17 protein-coding genes are annotated in these 19500 nt (G+C 42.6%); 15 read left to right on the forward strand and 2 right to left on the reverse strand.

Annotated elements, in window-relative coordinates:
• Positions 1 to 394, forward strand: a 394-nt coding sequence (locus tag IM753_RS06080) for a type I secretion C-terminal target domain-containing protein (protein ID WP_194108910.1), incomplete at its 5' end; no start/stop codon positions are given.
• Between the two features lie 56 nt (positions 395 to 450).
• Here the strand turns inward: IM753_RS06080 and IM753_RS06085 are convergent.
• Complete coding sequence (locus IM753_RS06085; RefSeq protein ID WP_156731725.1) at positions 451 to 612, reverse strand: transporter substrate-binding domain-containing protein; 162 nt, start codon at positions 610 to 612, stop codon at positions 451 to 453.
• 844 nt (positions 613 to 1456) lie between these two features.
• Between IM753_RS06085 and IM753_RS06095 the strand changes: the two genes are divergently transcribed.
• The 14 genes from IM753_RS06095 (at position 1457) to galE (ending at position 18449) form a co-directional block, all read left to right on the forward strand.
• The gene (locus tag IM753_RS06095; RefSeq protein ID WP_194108911.1) at positions 1457 to 4303 is read left to right on the forward strand and encodes a 2-oxoglutarate dehydrogenase E1 component; all 2847 of its coding nucleotides are present in this window, start codon (positions 1457 to 1459) and stop codon (positions 4301 to 4303) included.
• An 86-nt stretch (positions 4304 to 4389) separates the two neighbouring features.
• Positions 4390 to 5610 carry a 2-oxoglutarate dehydrogenase complex dihydrolipoyllysine-residue succinyltransferase gene (odhB, locus tag IM753_RS06100; protein WP_194108912.1) on the forward strand — a complete coding sequence of 407 codons (1221 nt, stop codon included), beginning with the start codon at positions 4390 to 4392 and terminating at the stop codon, positions 5608 to 5610.
• A gap of 60 nt (positions 5611 to 5670) precedes the next feature.
• The gene (locus IM753_RS06105) at positions 5671 to 5901 is read left to right on the forward strand and encodes a hypothetical protein (protein ID WP_062499036.1); all 231 of its coding nucleotides are present in this window, start codon (positions 5671 to 5673) and stop codon (positions 5899 to 5901) included.
• Positions 5902 to 5904: 3 nt separating this feature from the next.
• A complete protein-coding gene (locus IM753_RS06110; RefSeq protein ID WP_172823630.1) occupies positions 5905 to 6333 on the forward strand; it encodes a PIN domain-containing protein in 429 nt (142 codons plus the stop codon).
• A gap of 32 nt (positions 6334 to 6365) precedes the next feature.
• Complete coding sequence (gene lpdA, locus IM753_RS06115) at positions 6366 to 7811, forward strand: dihydrolipoyl dehydrogenase (protein ID WP_065255131.1); 1446 nt, start codon at positions 6366 to 6368, stop codon at positions 7809 to 7811.
• A 131-nt stretch (positions 7812 to 7942) separates the two neighbouring features.
• A complete protein-coding gene (neuC, locus tag IM753_RS06120) occupies positions 7943 to 9067 on the forward strand; it encodes a UDP-N-acetylglucosamine 2-epimerase (protein ID WP_065255132.1) in 1125 nt (374 codons plus the stop codon).
• Positions 9064 to 9741 carry a cytidylyltransferase domain-containing protein gene (locus tag IM753_RS06125; protein ID WP_194108913.1) on the forward strand — a complete coding sequence of 226 codons (678 nt, stop codon included), beginning with the start codon at positions 9064 to 9066 and terminating at the stop codon, positions 9739 to 9741. Before neuC ends, IM753_RS06125 begins: the two co-directional genes overlap by 4 nt.
• Entirely contained in the window at positions 9738 to 10778 is a 1041-nt protein-coding gene (locus IM753_RS06130; RefSeq protein ID WP_194108914.1) for an N-acetylneuraminate synthase family protein, read from the forward strand. The genes IM753_RS06125 and IM753_RS06130 overlap by 4 nt, the downstream gene beginning before the upstream one ends.
• The gene (locus IM753_RS06135) at positions 10778 to 11851 is read left to right on the forward strand and encodes a hypothetical protein (protein WP_194108915.1); all 1074 of its coding nucleotides are present in this window, start codon (positions 10778 to 10780) and stop codon (positions 11849 to 11851) included. Before IM753_RS06130 ends, IM753_RS06135 begins: the two co-directional genes overlap by 1 nt.
• A gap of 506 nt (positions 11852 to 12357) precedes the next feature.
• Positions 12358 to 13578 carry an alpha-2,8-polysialyltransferase family protein gene (locus IM753_RS06140; RefSeq protein WP_370582829.1) on the forward strand — a complete coding sequence of 407 codons (1221 nt, stop codon included), beginning with the start codon at positions 12358 to 12360 and terminating at the stop codon, positions 13576 to 13578.
• 2 nt (positions 13579 to 13580) lie between these two features.
• Positions 13581 to 14444 (forward strand): UTP--glucose-1-phosphate uridylyltransferase, encoded by an 864-nt coding sequence (locus tag IM753_RS06145; RefSeq protein ID WP_194108917.1) that lies wholly within the window; start codon positions 13581 to 13583, stop codon positions 14442 to 14444.
• Between the two features lie 9 nt (positions 14445 to 14453).
• The gene (gene pgi / locus IM753_RS06150; protein ID WP_065255138.1) at positions 14454 to 16076 is read left to right on the forward strand and encodes a glucose-6-phosphate isomerase; all 1623 of its coding nucleotides are present in this window, start codon (positions 14454 to 14456) and stop codon (positions 16074 to 16076) included.
• 34 nt (positions 16077 to 16110) lie between these two features.
• A complete protein-coding gene (locus tag IM753_RS06155) occupies positions 16111 to 17391 on the forward strand; it encodes a UDP-glucose 6-dehydrogenase (RefSeq protein WP_156064983.1) in 1281 nt (426 codons plus the stop codon).
• 23 nt (positions 17392 to 17414) lie between these two features.
• Positions 17415 to 18449 carry a UDP-glucose 4-epimerase GalE gene (galE, locus tag IM753_RS06160; RefSeq protein ID WP_065255140.1) on the forward strand — a complete coding sequence of 345 codons (1035 nt, stop codon included), beginning with the start codon at positions 17415 to 17417 and terminating at the stop codon, positions 18447 to 18449.
• Positions 18450 to 18497: 48 nt separating this feature from the next.
• Here galE and IM753_RS06165 read toward each other — a convergent pair whose 3' ends face one another.
• A complete protein-coding gene (locus tag IM753_RS06165; protein WP_065255141.1) occupies positions 18498 to 19496 on the reverse strand; it encodes a M48 family metallopeptidase in 999 nt (332 codons plus the stop codon).
• Positions 19497 to 19500 lie beyond the last annotated feature (4 nt).

Genomic DNA, 19500 nt, shown 5'->3' on the forward strand with positions numbered 1-19500 from the left:
CACCCTAAATGGCGGTAACGGCGATGACATCTTAAATGGTGGTGCTGGCGATGATTATTTGCAAGGAGGTGCAGGAGCGGACACTTTTGTGTTCTCTTTGGATGTGGGTTTGGTGGTAGATGTTAGCCAGATTGGATTTGATAAAATTGCTGATTTTGATCTAAAGCAAGGAGATAAGATTGATCTAACAGGACTTTTTGCTGACAAATCAATCATGGACAATTTTGGTGATTATATTCATTTTGAGAAATCAGGTACCAAAAATATTACGATGATGATTGATATTGATGGTAAGGATGAGATGTTTGAAAAAATAGCAATCGCTGATATATATTCAAATAACATCGATGGTGTGTTGAACCAACTCAATCAGGGTGAAGGTTTGATTTTGTAAAGTAATCATAAAAATAAGGCATCATCAAATGCCTTATTTTTTATGATTAAAGCGAATTATTCCATGCCATATTTTTGAGCAATGGTTTTTATCTCGCCATTTTTGACTAACTCATCAATGCCTTTATTGAGTGTTTGTGGTAGTTTGGTGTTATTTTTATTGGCTAAAAAGTGCAGTTGGCTTTGTCGGAGTAGGATGTGATTTTTTTTTGCTTGCATCCCTGTTTATGTCTGATAAGGGGTTAGGGTGATACTTGCTAGTTTTGGGTTATCAGCAAGATAGAAGAATACAGGTATTTTGGCATAATAGGCATTGGGTGTACCGTATTTTGATGTGCACTTTTCGGTTTGGAAAATGGCAGTGGTACCATATCGCTGATTCTAGAATCTAATTTCGGCAAAATAAGCTTTCAAATGTTGTTGGTTTAAATTGGATGTTAAGCTTTTTGTTTTTGGCAATGCAATACATCAGAATCAAAACCTGTAATGACTCCTTTTTCATCAGAAAAATTAAAAGGTGCAACGTCTGAGATTGTCGCTATTGTTAATTTTTTAACATTAGAGGTGTTTGTGTCAAAACTATTTGTCTCTGTGCTGGTAATGGATGTTTTAACCGACATTTTTATTTTTGCGTATGGCATTGGTATCGACAGACAGGTTAGTGGCATGGACGTTAAGGTGATTTGATGGTAGCGGTACTCTCCTTGGTACTAGAATGGGCAAATGACCAGTTTCGATTAAAAATTTAAAATAATGTTTTTTAAAATATAAATCTATTGAAATTTTAGATTGAAATAAATGTAAAAGCATATGTTTTTTTTCAAAAATTAAACTCTATTCACATTTTAAAACCCTTTGTAACTTGTTATATTTTGTCAAATGGCGTAAACTATACAGTATTTATTTGATGAAACTGTCTTTGGCTTATTTGGGACAGATTCATGGATAGATTTTAGAGTGAGCGAGATGATTTTGCCGACAGAAGGTTTTGCCATGCTCATCATTCGCTGACCTAATGCAACAAATGTATCAAATTTTTCTCAAAAATAATATGGCGAATATTATGACAAAAAGTAGTAAAGATACGGTGGCTTATCAAAGCACCGAACTCACCGCAGATGGTGCAGCGTATATTGAGGCGTTGTACGAGGACTATTTGGCGGATAAGGCAAGTGTAAGCATCGAGTGGCAAAAATACTTTGCCGATTATGAGCAAGCAGGCGATGCCCCGCACAATGCCATCAAAGAGCAGTTCTTGCTCCTAGCCCGCAACCAAACCAACGCTCGCCCTACTGTGCAGACCGTTGGGACAGGCGACTGCGACCCCAAACAGATGGCAGTGCAACAGCTTATCAGTGCCTATCGTCGTCGCGGACATCGTGTCGCTAAGATTGACCCGTTGGGACTACAAAAGCGTGACGGTATTGAGGATTTGACCTTGGCTTATCATGGTCTGTCCGAGGCTGACCTTGACACGACTTTCCCAACCACACTCATGCACATCGGCAAAGAGTCAGCGACACTGCGTGAGATTATCGAGATTTGTGAGCGTATCTACTGCGGTAGCATTGGCTATGAGTACATGCATGTCTTTACCGCCACCGAGAAAAAATGGATTGAAAAATACATTGAGCAAAATCAAGGCTTTATCAGATTTGACAAAGACAAAAAATTAGAAATCCTTGACCGTTTGACCGCTGCTGAGGGTCTAGAAAAATATCTGGCTCGTAAATATACGGGCGTTAAGCGTTTTGGTCTAGAAGGGGGCGAGAGCTTTATCCCTGCGGTGCATGAGATGATTCAGCGTGTGGGAACGTATGGCACCAAAGAAGTCGTCATCGGCATGGCTCACCGTGGTCGCTTGAACCTACTGGTTAATATCATGGGTAAAAACCCATCTGCCCTGTTTGATGAATTTGATGGTAAAGTTCAGCCAACGGTCGGCTCAGGCGATGTGAAATACCACAATGGGTTTAGCTCAAACGTCATCACCAAAGGCGGAGAGATGCACCTTGCGTTGGCGTTTAACCCGTCTCACTTAGAAATCGTCTCTCCTGTCATGCTAGGCTCGGTGCGTGCCAGACAAGCCCGCCGTAGCGAAGCGTATGGTTATGACATTGACAACAGCACGGTACTACCTATCGTGGTGCATGGTGATGCGGCGTTTGCAGGTCAAGGCGTCAACCAAGAGACTTTCCAGATGTCGCAAACCCGTGCCTACAAGACAGGCGGTACGGTGCATGTCGTCATCAACAACCAAGTGGGCTTTACCACGTCTCGCCCTGATGATGCACGCTCTACCGAGTACTGCACGGACGTTGCCAAAATGGTACACGCCCCTGTCCTGCACGTCAATGGCGATGACCCAGAGGCGGTGGTGTTCGCAAGCCAGCTTGTGCTAGACTATCGCACCGAGTTCGGTCGTGATGTCGTGCTTGACATCGTCTGCTATCGCCGTAACGGACACAACGAATCGGACGAGCCGTCAGCGACTCAGCCACTCATGTATCAAGTCATCAAAAAACTGCCCACCACTCGCACTCAGTACGCTGATAAACTGGTTGCTGAGGGTGTATTGACCAAAGAAGAATCTGCCCAAATTGAAGACGACTATCGTATCGCCCTAGACAATGGCGAGGATGTGGCTCACGGGCTTGCCAAAGAGCCTGATACCAGCTTGTTTGTGGATTGGTCGCCTTATGTGGGTCATGGCTTGACCGATGACGTCCAAACTGGCGTACCTGTTGAGAAGCTCAAATCCTACGCACAAGCGATGGCAAAAGTACCAGAAGGCTTTGAATTACAACGCCAAGTTGCCAAGGTATTAGAGCAACGCCTTGCCATGCAAACAGGGCAAGAGCCCATGAACTGGGGTGCTGCCGAGACATTGGCATACGCGTCGCTTGTGGACGAGGGTTCGCTTGTGCGTATCACAGGCGAGGACGTGGGTCGCGGGACATTCTCACACCGTCATAGCGAGCTGTACAGCCAAAAAGATGCCAGTCTATATATCCCATTACAGCACATTCGTGAAGGACAAGCCCGTTTTGCCACCTACAACTCACTGCTATCAGAAGAGGCGGTGCTTGCGTTTGAATACGGCTACTCTACTACCGTGCCAAATGCCCTTATCATTTGGGAGGCTCAGTTTGGCGACTTTGCTAATGGAGCTCAGGTGGTCATTGACCAGTTCATCTCATCGGGCGAGACCAAATGGCAACGCCTATCAGGTCTTGTTATGCTGCTGCCACACGGCTTTGAGGGTCAAGGTCCTGAGCATTCATCGGCTCGTTTGGAGCGTTTCTTACAGCTATGTGCTGAGGATAATATGCAGGTTATCACTCCAACAACGCCTGCTCAGATTTTCCACGCTCTACGCCGTCAAGTTATCCAAAAAGCCCGTAAGCCACTTATTGTTATGTCGCCAAAATCGCTACTTCGTCATCCGCTTGCCACATCAACGCTTGATGACTTATCAAATGGCAAATTTGAGACAGTATTGCCTGAGATTGATGCGATTGACAACAGCAAGGTAACTCGTGTGGTACTGTGTGGCGGTAAGGTGTATTATGAACTGCTTGAAGCTCGCCGTAAGCTAGGGCTTGACCACATTGCCATCGTGCGTATCGAACAGCTCTACCCACTACCAGAAGCGCGTATTTTGGCGGAGCTTGCCAAATACCCAAATCTTGGCGAAATCATCTGGACGCAAGAAGAGCCACTTAACCAAGGTGCGTGGTACTATCTGTTGCCAGAGCTACACCGCTTGACAGAAGGCAAAGCCAAACTGCTCCCTGCATCGGGTCGTCCTGCGGCAGCAGCTCCTGCGACAGGTTCGCCAAAAATCCATGCGGCACAGCAAAAAGCCTTGATTGCACAGGCATTGAACGTGAGTGTGGAACAATTGTAATTTAACAGCACACAGGGCGACTTGTGTGCTTATCTCATTTGATTTTTAATTTTAATTTTTAAATTTAAGTAAACTTGGAGTTTATCATGGCTGAAATCAAAGCCCCAGTATTCCCAGAATCGGTACAAGACGGCACCATCGTAGAATGGCACGTTAGCGAGGGCGACCAAGTTGCCCGCGACCAACTGCTTGCCGAGATTGAGACCGACAAAGTTGTGTTAGAAGTGGTTGCCCCTGATGATGGCGTGATTAGTAGCATTACCAAAGGCGTGGACAGCACCGTGGTGTCTGCTGAAGTCATCGCTACCTTTGAAGCAGGTGCTACTGCTGCTCCAAAGGCTGAGAGCGAAGAGCTATCCAAAGACGAAGCTGACAAAGGCACAACCATTGACCCAGCCAGCGTTGCCGCCCCTGTACAGCCAAAAGCCGAAGCAGAAGGCGACTTTAAAGACCAAAGCCCTGCCGTGCGTAAAGCTGCCAAAGAAACAGGCGTAAACCCAGCAGACGTACAAGGTTCAGGTCGTGGCGGTCGTGTTACCAAATCAGACATGGTTAACCCCACCCTAAAAGGCGACAACGGTCAAGTTATCGCTACTGCTATCGGTCAGCGTATTGAAAAACGTGAGCCAATGACTCGTCTGCGTAAGCGTATCGCCGAGCGTCTATTGTCTGCCACCCAAGAAACCGCCATGCTTACTACTTTCAATGAAGTGAACATGAAGCCACTGATGGACTTGCGTGCCAAATACAAAGACCAATTTGAAAAACGTCATGGCGTAAAATTGGGCTTTATGTCGCTATTTGTAAAAGCGGCTACCGAAGCGTTGAAGCGTTTCCCTGCGGTCAATGCCTCTATTGACGGTGATGACATTGTGTATCATGGCTACTATGACGTGGGCGTGGCGGTGTCAAGCGACCGTGGTTTGGTTGTGCCTGTACTTCGTGATACCGACAGCATGGGTCTTGCCGACATCGAAGGCGGTATCCGTGATTATGCCACCAAAGCCCGTGAAGGCAAGCTATCAATTGAAGAGATGACTGGCGGTACATTCACCATTACTAATGGTGGTGTGTTCGGTTCGCTCCTATCTACCCCAATCATCAACCCGCCACAAACTGCCATCTTAGGCATGCACGCCATTAACGAGCGTCCTATGGCGGTAAACGGTCAAGTGGTTATCCTACCGATGATGTATCTGGCTCTGTCTTATGACCACCGTTTGATTGACGGTAAAGATGCGGTGCAATTCTTGGTAACGATTAAAGAGCTTATTGAAGATCCAGCACGTCTGATTTTGGATTTGTAATTTGTCAAAAAGACGGATTGGAAATCTGATCCGTCTTTGTATCAATTAAAAGGCTTAACAATGACAATGCAATTACACATGAATTTTGATGAAATCAAACGATTTTGCCAAACCAATCCGCTTTTGACGGACAAAAAAGTAACGTTGTCGTTTGATGAGAGTGCCAGCGAGTTGTATCACGCACTGCGTAAACAGCAAATGCTCAACGCCATTAACGCATTTCGTGGGTCGGGCATGGGCGGTGGTGTTGATGAGCTGCTTCTTGACCGACAGCAAGACAAGCGAGTATAGGTGGTGAAATCGTATGTCTTTGATACATCTGCCATTTTGACGTTATTTGATAATGAAGAAGGGGCGGATACAGTTGCCGAGCTACTACACTTGGCAATCCATGAGCGTATCACGATTTTTGTGAGTGCCATTAGCATGGTGGAATTTCGGTATCGACTCATTCGCCAACATCATGAACACGCATTTGTGGACAAAAAGATGAATGAGCTTTATGATATGCCAATAATAGTGGTGGATTTTAATCAGGCATTGATTGAACAGTCTGCCATTTATAAATCTACCGCCAAAATGTCGTTTGCTGATGCGTGTATTGCAGGTACAGCCAAGCATTTGGGTGCAATTTTGGTGCATAAAGACCCTGAGTATCAGGCGATTGCTCATGACATCAAGCAATTGGTATTGCCTTTTAAGCCAAAAACAAACCAATCTTAACAATTTATCCTTTAAAAATATAGGTAATAACTATGAAAAATTCATATGATTTAGTGGTTATCGGTGGCGGGCCTGGTGGCTATGAAGCTGCCATTCGTGCAGGCCAGCTTGGCTTTAGCACCGCTTGTATCGAAAAACGCATTCATAAAGGCGAACCTGCCCTTGGCGGTACTTGCCTAAACGTGGGCTGTATCCCGTCAAAAGCCTTGCTTGACAGCTCACACCGCTACGAAGCAACCCGCCATGAGCTTGCCGAACACGGTATCACGACAGGCGATGTGGCGATTGACGTATCAAAAATGCTAGAACGCAAAGACAGCATTGTCAAAGGCTTGACCGCAGGTGTGGCAGGTCTATTAAAAGGCAATGGCGTGGACTGGCTACAAGGCGTGGGTACCTTGCTTGACGGTAAATCAGCCGAAAAGCAAGTTAAATTTACCGCTCATGACGGCACCGAGACCACCATTACTGCCAAATATGTGATTTTGGCGGCAGGTTCTGTGCCAATTGAAATCCCCGTTGCCAAAACTGACGGCGAATTTATCGTAGACAGCACTGGTGCCTTAGAATTTAAGGAAGCCCCAAAACGTCTTGGCGTGATTGGTGCGGGCGTGATTGGATTGGAGCTTGGCTCGGTATGGCGAAGACTCGGCTCAGAAGTGGTAGTGTATGAAGCCATGCCAGAGTTTTTGGCAGTTGCCGACAAAGACATTGCCAAAGAAGCAGGCAAACTGCTTAAAAAACAAGGTCTTGACATTCGTGTGGATACCAAAGTGACAGGTGCTGAGGTGGTGGGTGGCGAAGTGGTTGTAACCACGGATGTCAAAGGCGAAACCAAAGCCGAAACCTTTGACAAACTTATCGTGTGCGTGGGTCGCCGTGCGTACAGTGAAGGCTTGCTTGCGGACGGCTGTGGCATTGAGCTTACCGAGCGTGGACTTGTGGCGGTGGACGACCAATGCAAAACCAACCTAGATGGCGTGTATGCCATTGGCGACTTGGTGCGTGGCCCGATGCTTGCCCACAAAGCGATGGAAGAAGGCATGATGGCGGTAGAACGCATTCATGGCGAAAAAGCTCAGGTAAACTACGACACCATCATCAGCGTGATTTATACGCACCCTGAGATTGCGTGGGTGGGCTTGACCGAAGAGCAGGCAAAAGCCCGTGGATATGAAGTCAAAACGGGTTCATTCAACCTATCTGCCAACGGTCGTGCCTTAGCACAAGGTGAGGGCGTGGGCGTGATTAAGGTTGTGGCTGATGCCAAGACTGACCGCTTACTGGGTCTACACATGGTGGGCGTCGGAGCTGGCGACATTGTTCATCAAGGCATGATTGCCTTAGAGTTTGTATCAAGTGTAGAAGACTTACAACTCATGACATTCGCTCACCCAACCGTATCAGAAGCGGTTCATGAAGCGGTACTTTCTGCGGACGGTCGAGCCATTCATGCGATTCAGCGTAAGAAGCGTTGAGTCAAAAACAAGTCCCAGTGTTTGGACATTGGGACTTGTTTTATGAATATTCGCAGATTTTGTATGATATTAACTGTTAATTACTTTTATAAGTTTACAATGTTATTTTATTTTTTGGGTTAAGAGAAGAGATGAAAAAAATATTGTTTGTTACTGGAACAAGAGCTGACTTTGGCAAAATTAAAAATCTCATGGGTATCGTGGAAAATTCTGAAGATTTTGAGTTGCATGTTTTGGTTACTGGCATGCATATGATGCGTCTTTATGGTTCTACTTATAAAGAGGTAAAAAAGCAAAATTATACTAATGCATATTTTATGCCGAACCAGCATACAAGTGAGCCTATGGATGCAGTACTTGCCAATACAATTATGATCTTATCAAGACTGACAGGTGCGGTAGAACCAGATATGATTGTAGTTCACGGAGATCGTATAGAAGCTTTGGCAGGTGCCACAGTTGGTGCGTTGAATCACATTCGTGTATGTCATATTGAAGGTGGGGAGCTTTCAGGTACGATTGATGACTCTATCCGTCATTCTATTACAAAATTATCGCACATTCATATGGTTGCTAACGAAGAGGCAAAACGTCGTCTTATTCAATTAGGAGAGGCGGTTGATAGTATTTTTATTGCCGGCTCGCCAGACTTGGATGTGATGACCTCGTCAAAACTGCCCGCTTTATCTGACGTAAAAGCCAGATACGAAATCAATTTTGATGAATATGGGGTAGTTATGTTTCATCCTGTAACCAGTGAAGAGAATGAGATTGATGTATATGCCGAAAATTTATTTAAGGCATTGGATAGTTTTGATAAAAATTATATAGTTATTTATCCAAATAATGATTTTGGTAGTGCAAAAATTCTAACAGTCATTAAACGTTATGAGAATAACCCTAAGTTTAAAATATTCCCATCTCTGAGCTTTGAGTCATTCCTAGTTATATTAAAAAATGCACAATTCATTATTGGCAACTCTAGTGCCGGTATACGTGAAGCACCTTTTTACGGTTTGCCTAGTATTAATATTGGCACTCGTCAGAATGCAAGATTTAAAGGTGAGACTGTTATTAATTGTGATTATGAAGAGGTTTCTATCATTAATGCAATTAAATCCATCTCTCGAGAACGACTTGAAAGATCTACCCATTTTGGTGAGGGTAATAGTACGGAATTATTTGAGAAATTTTTAAATGGTCAAGAGTTGTGGAGTATTCCTGTACAAAAAGTCTTTGTGGATATTAAGCCATGAGTTATGTTGCGGTCATTCCTGCCAGAGGTGGGTCTAAGGGTATTAAAGGTAAGAATTTGCAATTGGTAGGTGAGCATTCATTGCTTGCAAGAGCAATTTTAGCCGCTCAAGAGGTTGCAGATATTAAGCGTATTATCGTATCAACTGATGATGATAATATTGCAAAAGAAGCAGAAAAATATCAAGCGGAAGTGCATAAGCGTAGTCCAGAAACGTCCAATGACTCCGCTAAAACTATTGATGCTGTAGCTGAGCTTGTCAGAGACTTTGGATTGGGCTTGGAAGTTTGTGTTCTACTACAACCTACAAGTCCGCTAAGAACATCAGAGGATATTCAACTGGCTATTGATGTGTATAAGAGTAATAATATGGGTTCCTGTGTTACTGTTACTGCATCTGAACATCATCCTTTTAAAATGATTGTAAAAAACAATGATGGTTATCATCCTGTGACACAATTATCAGATTTGGAACAGCCTAGACAACAACTACCTCAAGCATTTCGTATTAATGGGGCGGTCTATGTGATTGGATTTAAGGAGCTCTTGGATAATATGTCTTTTTTTGTACAACCGCAGGGCTTTGTGGAAATGAGTGAATGTAAATCCATTGATATTGATACCTATGCAGACCTGCAAAAAGCAAATGAACTAATTAAAGGTAAAAATTTATGAAACCTAGCTTTAAAATTGGTAATCGTAATATTGGTTATGACTACGAGCCTCTAGTAATCGCTGAAATCGGCATCAACCATGAAGGCTCTCTTGATATTGCAAAACAAATGGTGGATGCAGCTTATGAGGCTGGTGCAGAGATAGTTAAACATCAGACGCATGTTGTTGAAGATGAGATGTCTGATGAGGCAAAGAAGGTGATTCCAGGCAATGCTGATGTCTCTATTTATGAGATTATGGAGCGCTGTGCTCTAAATGAAAAAGATGAAACGGCTCTAAAGGAATATATAGAATCCAAGGGCATGATATTCATTAGCACGCCATTTTCACGTGAAGCTGTTTATCGCCTAGAGCGTATGGGTGTTGTAGCATATAAGATTGGTTCGGGCGAGTGTAATAACTACCCGTTGATTAAATTGGTTGCATCATTTGGCAAGCCTATTATTCTCTCCACAGGTATGAATGATATTAAAAGTATTCGTAAATCAGTTGAGATTATGGAGCGAGCAGGTGTACCTTATGCACTGTTGCATTGTACCAATGTCTATCCAACTCCACCTGAACTTGTACGTCTAGGCGGCATCAATCAACTTGAGAAAGAATTTCCGAATGCTGTTGTAGGTCTTTCGGATCACTGTGTGGATAACTATGTATGCATGGGTGCTGTCGCTATAGGTGCAAGTATCTTAGAACGTCATTTTACAGATACCTACGATCGTTTGGGTCCTGACATTAATTGCTCAATGGATGGTAAAGGCATGGCAGAGTTGATTGAAGCGAGCAAGCAAATTGCCAAAGCTCGAGGCGGTGAAAAAGGTGCTATTGCTGAAGAGCAGGTTACGATTGATTTTGCCTTTGCATCTGTAGTTGCGTATACTGATATTAAAGCAGGTGAAAGCTTTACGGAAGATAATTTATGGGTGCGTCGCCCTGGCACAGGTGATTTTCTTGTTCATGAATATGATGATCTTATCGGTAAAGTTGCTGCCACCGATATTAAATGCGGAGAACAGATTAAAAAAGAGCATGTAAAATAGTGAAAATCGGTTTTGTTTTTCAAAGGGATTCTCATCTCAAAGCGGTTTATGCCACCGCTTTGAGATTAGTTACTCAATACAAAAAAGCAGATATAAAATTTTTTGGCATTGAAGCAAGTGCAGATGTATATATACCAAGCTCATTTGATGGAGTAAAATTATCCTTGGCTGAAGTGGAACAACTTGGTCATTGTGACTATTTGGTGTGCTGTTTGGGTGGATTCCTGTTAAATAAGTTGATTGGGAGATTTCAATCTACAAATACAAAGATTATTTCCATATTTCCGGGGGTTGTCAGTCACTACCAGGTCGATGCTTTTATCACTCGGTTTAATGCTGATCAGGTGTGGCTGAACTGCTTGGATGATTATGAGTTCTATACTAGACTTTGTCAAACTTTTAAGGTAAAAAATAACGGATTGCTATATGGAGCTTCATGGTTCATCGCCACAGAATGCCATAAGAGTTATCATCAAGATAAGGTTATTTTCTTTGAGCAAACCCAACTAGAACTGAATGATTATTTGACCAAGAAGATTCTGGCTCAATTGGTCTCATTGGTAGAAAATTACCCCAATAGAGTATTTTTGTATAAAACTCGTAATAATATAAATAATCAATATTTGGAAATAATTCGCCAAAATCTTGCCTCTTTTTCGAATGTAAGATTGGTTGATGAGCTGTCAGATATTGATATCTGTCAAGCAGATAGTTATATTTCTATATCTTCATCTGCTATAGTAGAAGGCTTGCTACAGGGTAAAAATTGTTACTTGCTAAGTAGATCTTACCTAGATAAAGATGCCGCAGAAATTTTCGGTTGGTGTGGTATGTTTTTGGATGAGTTGAACTCTTTAAATGTTAACTGGTTTAAACACAGAATTTATTCTCCTAAATATATTGTGGATTTGGAGAGTGTCAGTAAAAATCAATCAACCCACTTTTCCAATAGACATCTATCAAAGATAATGTGTCAACTGTTAGGAGTGTTGTTATATCACCCAAAGATTTGGTTGATTTTTACAAACAAAACTAGGTTAAAATCTATTCAGAAAGCCTTGGAATACCTCTAAACTCCTAACTATGAATTTACTGTTATTTTTATATTAGATTTCCTGCAAAACTCTAAATTAAAGAAAACCGTTCATGGTGAACCTGTCGAACCATGACGGAAACCTGCCCTTAGGCATAGCTTAGGGTTAACGGTTTCCGTAGTAAAACTCAAATTCGTTAGCTGTAATTTTATCTAAGTTTATTTCTAACAAACTATTTAGGGCATAATTGGCTTGGTGAATTTTTATATAATTTTATGTTTAAAATTACCAATTTCTTTAAAAACATAATTTTATTTGCTAAAAATTAAATATAGTGCGATTATCCTGTGTATATTATGAAAGAATTTTATCACAACATAAGGTATAGTAATTTTATCTATTTATATCAATAGGTGAGGTTATTGTAAATTTCAACTCAATCAAATAATGAGGGTATATAATGCTACATATCAATAGATCTAAAGCTTACACTTTGGATAATATTATCAAAAAAAAAAGTAAAAAAAGATAGCAACTTATTTGTCATATCTAATTTAGGGCAATTAAATCATATTGAAGGTCTTATTAGAAAATTTTGCTATAAAAATAATGTGTTAATTGTAGTTTATACAGAAGCTAATTACCATGTTCCCCAATTAATACATGATCAATTTAGTGATGAATTTAGTAATGTTATTTTTTTGAAACTACCAAAGAGCCCTAATAGTTATAATTTTAATAATCTTGTGAAAATTTATAAATCTTATCGTAGGGTTATATTAAAAGTTAGACCTAAAAAAATATTTTTAAATAGCTTTCAACACCATTATGCTGTTTTTGCATCAATTGCAAAAAAGAAAAATATTCAACTATTTTTAGTAGAGGAGGGTCTAGGAACTTATCGTCTAGGAGCTTTAAGCCCAAAAGAAATTCAGAATAATCAGCATGGTAAATTAGATGTAAATTTGATTAAAAAAATATCAAAAAATACATTGCAAAAATCAGAAATCTTTAATAGAAGCTCCAAAATTGTTGAAGATGTTAATATCTTGATTAAGCAATCTAAAATTTTTGCATCACAACTATATCTACATCCAGAAACTCAAAAATTTTTAATTGGTAATTTTCCCAATAAAAATCTCAAGGCTTTTTTGACTCCCTTTTTAGATTTTGATTTTTCTTATACGGCTTTCCCTGAAAAAACAAAGAAAATATTTAGTTCCGCACATCATTATTTCTATTCAGCATATGAAGAGCAGGACGAAAAACAAATTTCTTATGCAAAAAATATTATTAATTTCTATGGAATTTCAAATAATGATATTTTATATTTAAGTCAGCACTATCAAATTGACAGCCAGGAATACCTTGATATTGTATACAATATCTTTTCTAATCTTTTAAGTTCTTCCTGCGGTAGAATATATGTAAAGCTTCATCCGAAGAACGAGAAAAAAGAAGTATTTGAGGGATTCTTATCTATGGAGAAAAAATCTGATGGAAGAATTAGAATTATTCGTGAATCGGGATTTTTGATAGAAGAAGTGATTAGGCAATCTCAGATTAAAAGTGTGATAGGTATTACGTCTTCTGCTTTGGTTTATAGTTGTATTATGTCTCCTGATATTCAGGCATATTCTGTCGTGGATCTTTTATTAAGAGAATTAGACCAAAAAAACAAGAATAACAGTAAAGGGATAAAGATGTTAGAACAACATGCTCAAATATTGAGACAATTCAACAATATTGTGTTTTTAGGATCGTAAATATGTGGATAAATCACGCCATTATCCCCACCGCAGGTTTCGGCACTCGTATGTTGCCACTCTCCAAAGCCGTGCCAAAAGAGCTTCTGCCACTTGGCGACAAGCCCGCCATTCATTATGTTGTCATGGAGGCGGTGCGTGCAGGCATTAAACATATCGTACTGGTCAATCACACCCAAAAAAGTGCGATAGAAAATTATTTTGACATTAACAGCGAACTAGATACCCAACTTCGCTTAAAGGGCAAAAATGAGCTGGCGGACAGTCTAAACTTTTTGCCTGATGACGTGCGTATCATCAGTGTACGTCAAGGTCGTCCGCTAGGTCTAGGTCATGCGGTATTACAGGGTCGTGCAGTCGTGGGCGATAACCCCTTTGCCGTGCTGCTACCTGATGTGGTGCTAGATCCCTTTAAGACCGATTTTAAGGCGGATAATTTGGCGTATATGTTGGATATGTTTGCCAAAACGGGTCGCTCGCAGATTCTCGTTGACCCTGTGGCGGACGATGATATACACAAATATGGCATTGCTTGTCTTAGTGATAAACAAACCATTGCCAAATCTGATGCCAATGACTCATTTGATGTCAAGGGCTTTGTGGAAAAGCCTGCTTTGGTGGATGCCCCATCCAACCTTGCGGTGGTAGGACGCTATGTGTTTGACCCAAAGATTTTTGACTTTTTGGCGGAGACCAAGCCGTCTGTGGGCGGTGAGATTCAGCTGACCGATGCCATTGATGCACTTATCAGTAAGCAGGGCATGGACGTGGTGACCTTAAAGGGTGAGAGCTTTGACGCAGGCGACATGAAAACCTATATACAGGCGTTTGGTTATTTTGCCGAGCATATAGGCGAATCATTCTAAGGATTTGTCATGAACCAAAGCCCTACTTGGCAAACTCTGCAATCCCTTGCCCAAACTAACCGCACCTTGACCGAGCTGTTCAAAGATGACAAACGTGGCGAGCGGTTTGGCGTGTCGGCTTGCGATATGTACATGGATTTTAGCAAACAAGCGATCGACGATGAGATTTTATCGGCGTTATTGACCTTGGCGGATGATTGTCAATTATCCAATAAAATCAATGACTTATTAACAGGTAAAAAAGTAAACGACACCGAAAACCGCCCTGCCTTACATACCGCTTTACGTCTGCCAAAGGGCAGGTCGCTCATCGTGGACGGCACGGACGTAAACGCCCAAGTCCACGACAGCCTTGCCAAAGCCGAAACCATTGTCAGCCGTATCCGCACAGGCGTGTGGCGTGGCTATGCAGGACACGCCATGACGGACGTGGTTAATATCGGTGTGGGCGGTTCGGATTTGGGGCCTCTAATGGCAACGACTGCCCTGTCCGAGTGGGCGGACACGTCCATTCGGGTGCATTTCGTCTCCAACATGGACGGCACCCAACTTGACAGCCTGTTAAAGGTGCTAAACCCCCAAACCACGCTGTTTATTATTTCATCAAAATCATTTGGCACGATAGACACGCTCTCCAACGCCAAAACCGCCTTAGGCTGGCTATTGTCCGCCCACGATAACAAACCCACGATTTTACGCCGTCATTTTATCGGCATTTCCACACGCCCTGACAAGATGAGCGAGTGGGGCATTCATGAAAATAATCAGTTGCTACTGTGGGACTGGGTCGGCGGTCGGTTTAGTATGTGGTCGGTCATCGGACTTGCCATTGCCATAAAAATCGGCATGGACGGCTTTTATGAGCTACTGGCAGGGGCGAACGACATGGACAGGCATTTTGCCACAGCCGATTTTGCCCAAAATATGCCCGTTTTGCTTGGGCTTTTGGGTGTGTGGAACAGCACTTTTTTGAGGATTAACGCCCACACCGTGCTACCTTATGACGGCAGATTGTCGCATTTTCCCAACTATCTGACCCAGCTTGAAATGGAATCCAACGGCAAATCAGTCGCCAGAGACGGTCAGCAGGTCGGCTATGATACTTGTCCGATTTTGTGGGGCGACATTGGTTCAAATGCTCAGCACGCTTTTTATCAGCTCCTGCATCAAGGCACGCAAAGAGTCTCTTGCGACTTTATCACGCCCATTCATCGCTATCATCAGCATCAAACCGCCAATGCCCATTTGTCCGAACAGCATGAGCTTTCCTTGTCAAATTGCCTTGCTCAGTCGCAGGTGTTGGCATTTGGCAATCATGCCTTGCCTGATGAATTACAAAAAAATGACGATGATTTTGCCAAATTTAAACAATATCGTGGCAATCAGCCGTCCACAACGCTTTTACTTGACAGCCTAACGCCAAAAACGCTCGGTTCGCTCATCGCTCTGTATGAGCATAAAGTCTATGTGATGAGCGTGATTTGGGGCATCAACCCGTTTGACCAATGGGGCGTGGAAGTGGGTAAAGTCATGGCAAATCAGGTCTATGACGTGTTGTGTGATAAACAAAGCGTGGGGGCGTTTGATTCATCAACCAATACGCTATTAAATAAAATTAAGGGCAAATTTTAAAAAGTATTTTTAATAAAAATTACGGTAAATGATAATGAAAACACACGACACGGTCTATATCATCGGAGCAAATCATGAAGCGATTAATGCAGGGATTTTGCTTGCCAGTTTAAATAAAAAAGTGCATTTATTAAGTATTAAAAATGCCATTGATGAGACATTGTTTCATTATCATTTTGACCGTCAAATTAATGCCTTATGGTCGCTGTATGTCAATGAACATAAAATCACTCATCATCATAAAAAAAGCCGTGATGATACACTTGATTTTATTAAACAATCCCAAGGCAGTTTAATCTGGCTATTTGTTGATGACATGAGCGATGACGAATTGGCATTATTTACCAAAACCCAAGATAATCCGCACAGTCAAATTATCCTAAGCGGTATAGATAATATTGGCAAAATGGAGCAAATTGCCAATGAGATGATTAGCAAATGGGTGTATTATTTGCCATTTATTTTTATGAAAGACGGGGCGAATTTTGGTAGTTTTTATCAATCGGATTTGGTATTGATTGGCGAAAAAACAGCAAATAGCGTGGTAAATTGTGAAATCATCTCTTTTATCAAATCCCAAGCCAAACAATGCCAAATTGATAATATTAAAACCATAGAATTTGCTCGCAGTGCGATTATGGCAATGCTTGCCACTCGCTTGTCGTTTATGAACGAAATGACACGCCTTGCTGATAAAGAAAATATTAATATCAAGCACATTGAGCGGATTATGGGGTCGGACAGCCGTATCGGTTCGGCATATTTGGGAGCAGGTTGGGGCTTTGGCGGAAAGACCTTGCCCAATGAATTGACTTTATTAAAAAATCAATTTGACAATCAAAACGTCAAATCAGAGGTATTAAATGCCGTGATTGATGTTAATGCTGACCAAAAAGAGCTGATTTTTAGAAAATTTTGGCGATATTTTAATGGCTTTATAGAAAATAAAACCGTGATGATATGGGGGGCAGGCTATCGCATTGGGGCAGGGCTTAGTACCAACAGTGCCATTCATCCATTATTAAAATTGTTGTGGTCGTATGACATAAAAACGGTGGTTTATACCAATAATACCACGATTGAATTACAAACGATGTATGAAAATGAGCGGTTATTTTCAATCACAAACAACCCTTATGAGTTGAATGAAATAGACAGTTTATTTATCATTAATTGGTCGGGATTAACACCGCCTGATGTTTATGAATTAAATAAATACAATGTACCGATATTTGATGCCAAAAATATTTTAAGTGATGATGAGATTAAATTATTAACCAGTGATTATATTGGTATTGGTCGCAAAAATCACTAAGCCCATTTTTAAGAGAGTATGACATGAAAAAAATCCTAGTAACAGGCGGAGCAGGCTATATTGGCTCGCATACCTTGATTGAACTCATCAAGGCAGGTTATACGCCTGTGGTATATGACAATTTGTCCAATTCTAGCCCTGTGGCGATTGAGCGTGTAGAAAAGATTGTCGGTACAGAGATAACCTTTATCAAAGGCGATGTACTGGATAAGGCTCATTTGGAGCGTGTGTTTGATGAATATGACTTTTTTGGCGTGATTCATTTTGCAGGGCTAAAAGCGGTGGGCGAGAGCGTGGCAAAACCGCTTAAATACTACCAAAATAACGTAACAGGCACGCTAAATCTTTTGGAGGTCATGAAAGACAAAGGCGTAACTAACTTTATCTTTTCATCATCGGCGACCGTCTATGGCGACCCAGAAGTCTTGCCCATTACTGAGGCCGCCAAACGCTCTTGCACCAACCCTTATGGGCAGTCCAAACTCACGGTAGAATATATCCTAGAAGATTTGGCAAAATCCGTGCAGGACAGCCAAGTGTGGAACATCATCGCCCTACGCTACTTTAACCCCATTGGGGCGGACGTGTCAGGGGCGATTGGCGAAGACCCAAGCGACATTCCCAACAACCTTATGCCTTATATCTCACAAGTGGCGGTGGGTAAATTAGAAAAACTATCCGTGTTTGGCGATGATTATGACACGGTGGACGGCACAGGCGTGCGTGATTATATTCATGTGGTGGATTTGGCAAAAGGTCATGTGTCGGCACTGGACTATATCGCAGGGCGTGAGAGAGCTTTTGGTTTTGAGCCGATTAACCTAGGCACAGGCAACGGCACAAGCGTACTACAACTGGTCAATGCCTTTATCCACGCCACAGGGCAAAACGTGCCATACGTCATCGCCCCAAGACGAGCAGGGGACATTGCCACTTGCTATGCCAGTAGCGATAAAGCCAAAAACCTGCTTGGCTGGACGGCAGAATATGACACCCAGCGTATGTGCGTGGATACATGGCGTTGGCAAAGTCAAAATCCCAAAGGCTACCGCCCCTAAAACAAAACCGCCCAAAGGCGGTTTTTGCGACATTAGGACAGTCATGCCCTACTCACTATGCTTCTTAACCTGCTCAATCCGCTTATCCGTCTCAGGGTGCGTGGACAGCACCGACCAATGCCCTTGACCATCGCCATGTTCTTTTTTTAGCTTTTCAAAGAAGTTGGCAAGGTGCATGGGCGATATGCCAAGGCGTTTTAGCTCATCGATGGCAAATTTATCCGCTTCCATCTCCGCATCTTGGGAGTATTGGGCGGCGGCGAGCATGGTTGGTAGGGCAAGTATCAAATCAGACGCATCGCCTGTGATGACGATGACCAGTACCCCCACACCAATACTGCTAATCGCCCGCTCCAAGCTATGACGATGTACCAAATGCCCCTGCTCATGGGCAAGCACGGCTAGGATTTCGTTGTCATCTCCGCTAAGCTCGATAAGCTCGTCTGTGATGACGATGGTGTTGTTGGGGATGGCAAGGGCGTTTGCTCCGATGACCCCACCCCCACGCACCAGCACTTTGGCTTTGGGGTTGCCATCTAGCTTGTCGTACAGAGCGATTATCGCATCTTGGCGAGCCTGTGATAGCTTGCTTGGCTCGGTCAGCTCCATGACTTGTTCTTCTGCCTTTTGTCCGACTTCCATCAAAACATCAGGGGGTAGGGACTGGGCGATGTGGTGCGATGCCAATGGCACGCCAAATTTGAGTACGCCCGTCATAAAAATAACAACAGCGACCAAACTGACCAAAATCCACCCAAAACTGCTCTCCATGATGGAGATTTTGTGAAATAGGCGTTTGTGGTGTAGTTCAAGCCAATCAGGCACACCGCCAATCAGCTCAATCCGCTCACCGCTACCAAAGGCAAGCACCCCTGCCGACCGCCCCACGCTTGGCATAAATTCACAGTCGGCAATCCGATATACCCCGCCAACGTCATCGCCTTCTAGCACAAAGCTATCGGGACTGGTGCTTGGGCGGATATGGGCGGTATGGGCTTTGCTTGTTTTGCCATCAAAATAGCGTACGGTGATTGGGCGTGTACTCATGACA

It is taken from the genome of Moraxella sp. K127 (assembly GCF_015223095.1).
Taxonomy (GTDB): Bacteria; Pseudomonadota; Gammaproteobacteria; order Pseudomonadales; family Moraxellaceae; genus Moraxella.

Bases quoted from the DNA above. Each gene is read 5' to 3' on its own strand.
- IM753_RS06165 (WP_065255141.1), bottom strand. From the start codon at position 19,496: ATGAGTACACGCCCAATCACCGTACGCTATTTTGATGGCAAAACAAGC.
- IM753_RS06130 (WP_194108914.1), top strand. From the start codon at position 9,738: ATGAAACCTAGCTTTAAAATTGGTAATCGTAATATTGGTTATGACTAC.
- lpdA (WP_065255131.1), top strand. From the start codon at position 6,366: ATGAAAAATTCATATGATTTAGTGGTTATCGGTGGCGGGCCTGGTGGC.
- neuC (WP_065255132.1), top strand. From the start codon at position 7,943: ATGAAAAAAATATTGTTTGTTACTGGAACAAGAGCTGACTTTGGCAAA.
- odhB (WP_194108912.1), top strand. From the start codon at position 4,390: ATGGCTGAAATCAAAGCCCCAGTATTCCCAGAATCGGTACAAGACGGC.
- IM753_RS06095 (WP_194108911.1), top strand. From the start codon at position 1,457: ATGACAAAAAGTAGTAAAGATACGGTGGCTTATCAAAGCACCGAACTC.
- IM753_RS06145 (WP_194108917.1), top strand. From the start codon at position 13,581: ATGTGGATAAATCACGCCATTATCCCCACCGCAGGTTTCGGCACTCGT.
- IM753_RS06125 (WP_194108913.1), top strand. From the start codon at position 9,064: ATGAGTTATGTTGCGGTCATTCCTGCCAGAGGTGGGTCTAAGGGTATT.
- galE (WP_065255140.1), top strand. From the start codon at position 17,415: ATGAAAAAAATCCTAGTAACAGGCGGAGCAGGCTATATTGGCTCGCAT.
- IM753_RS06105 (WP_062499036.1), top strand. From the start codon at position 5,671: ATGACAATGCAATTACACATGAATTTTGATGAAATCAAACGATTTTGC.
- IM753_RS06085 (WP_156731725.1), bottom strand. From the start codon at position 612: ATGCAAGCAAAAAAAAATCACATCCTACTCCGACAAAGCCAACTGCAC.
- pgi (WP_065255138.1), top strand. From the start codon at position 14,454: ATGAACCAAAGCCCTACTTGGCAAACTCTGCAATCCCTTGCCCAAACT.
- IM753_RS06155 (WP_156064983.1), top strand. From the start codon at position 16,111: ATGAAAACACACGACACGGTCTATATCATCGGAGCAAATCATGAAGCG.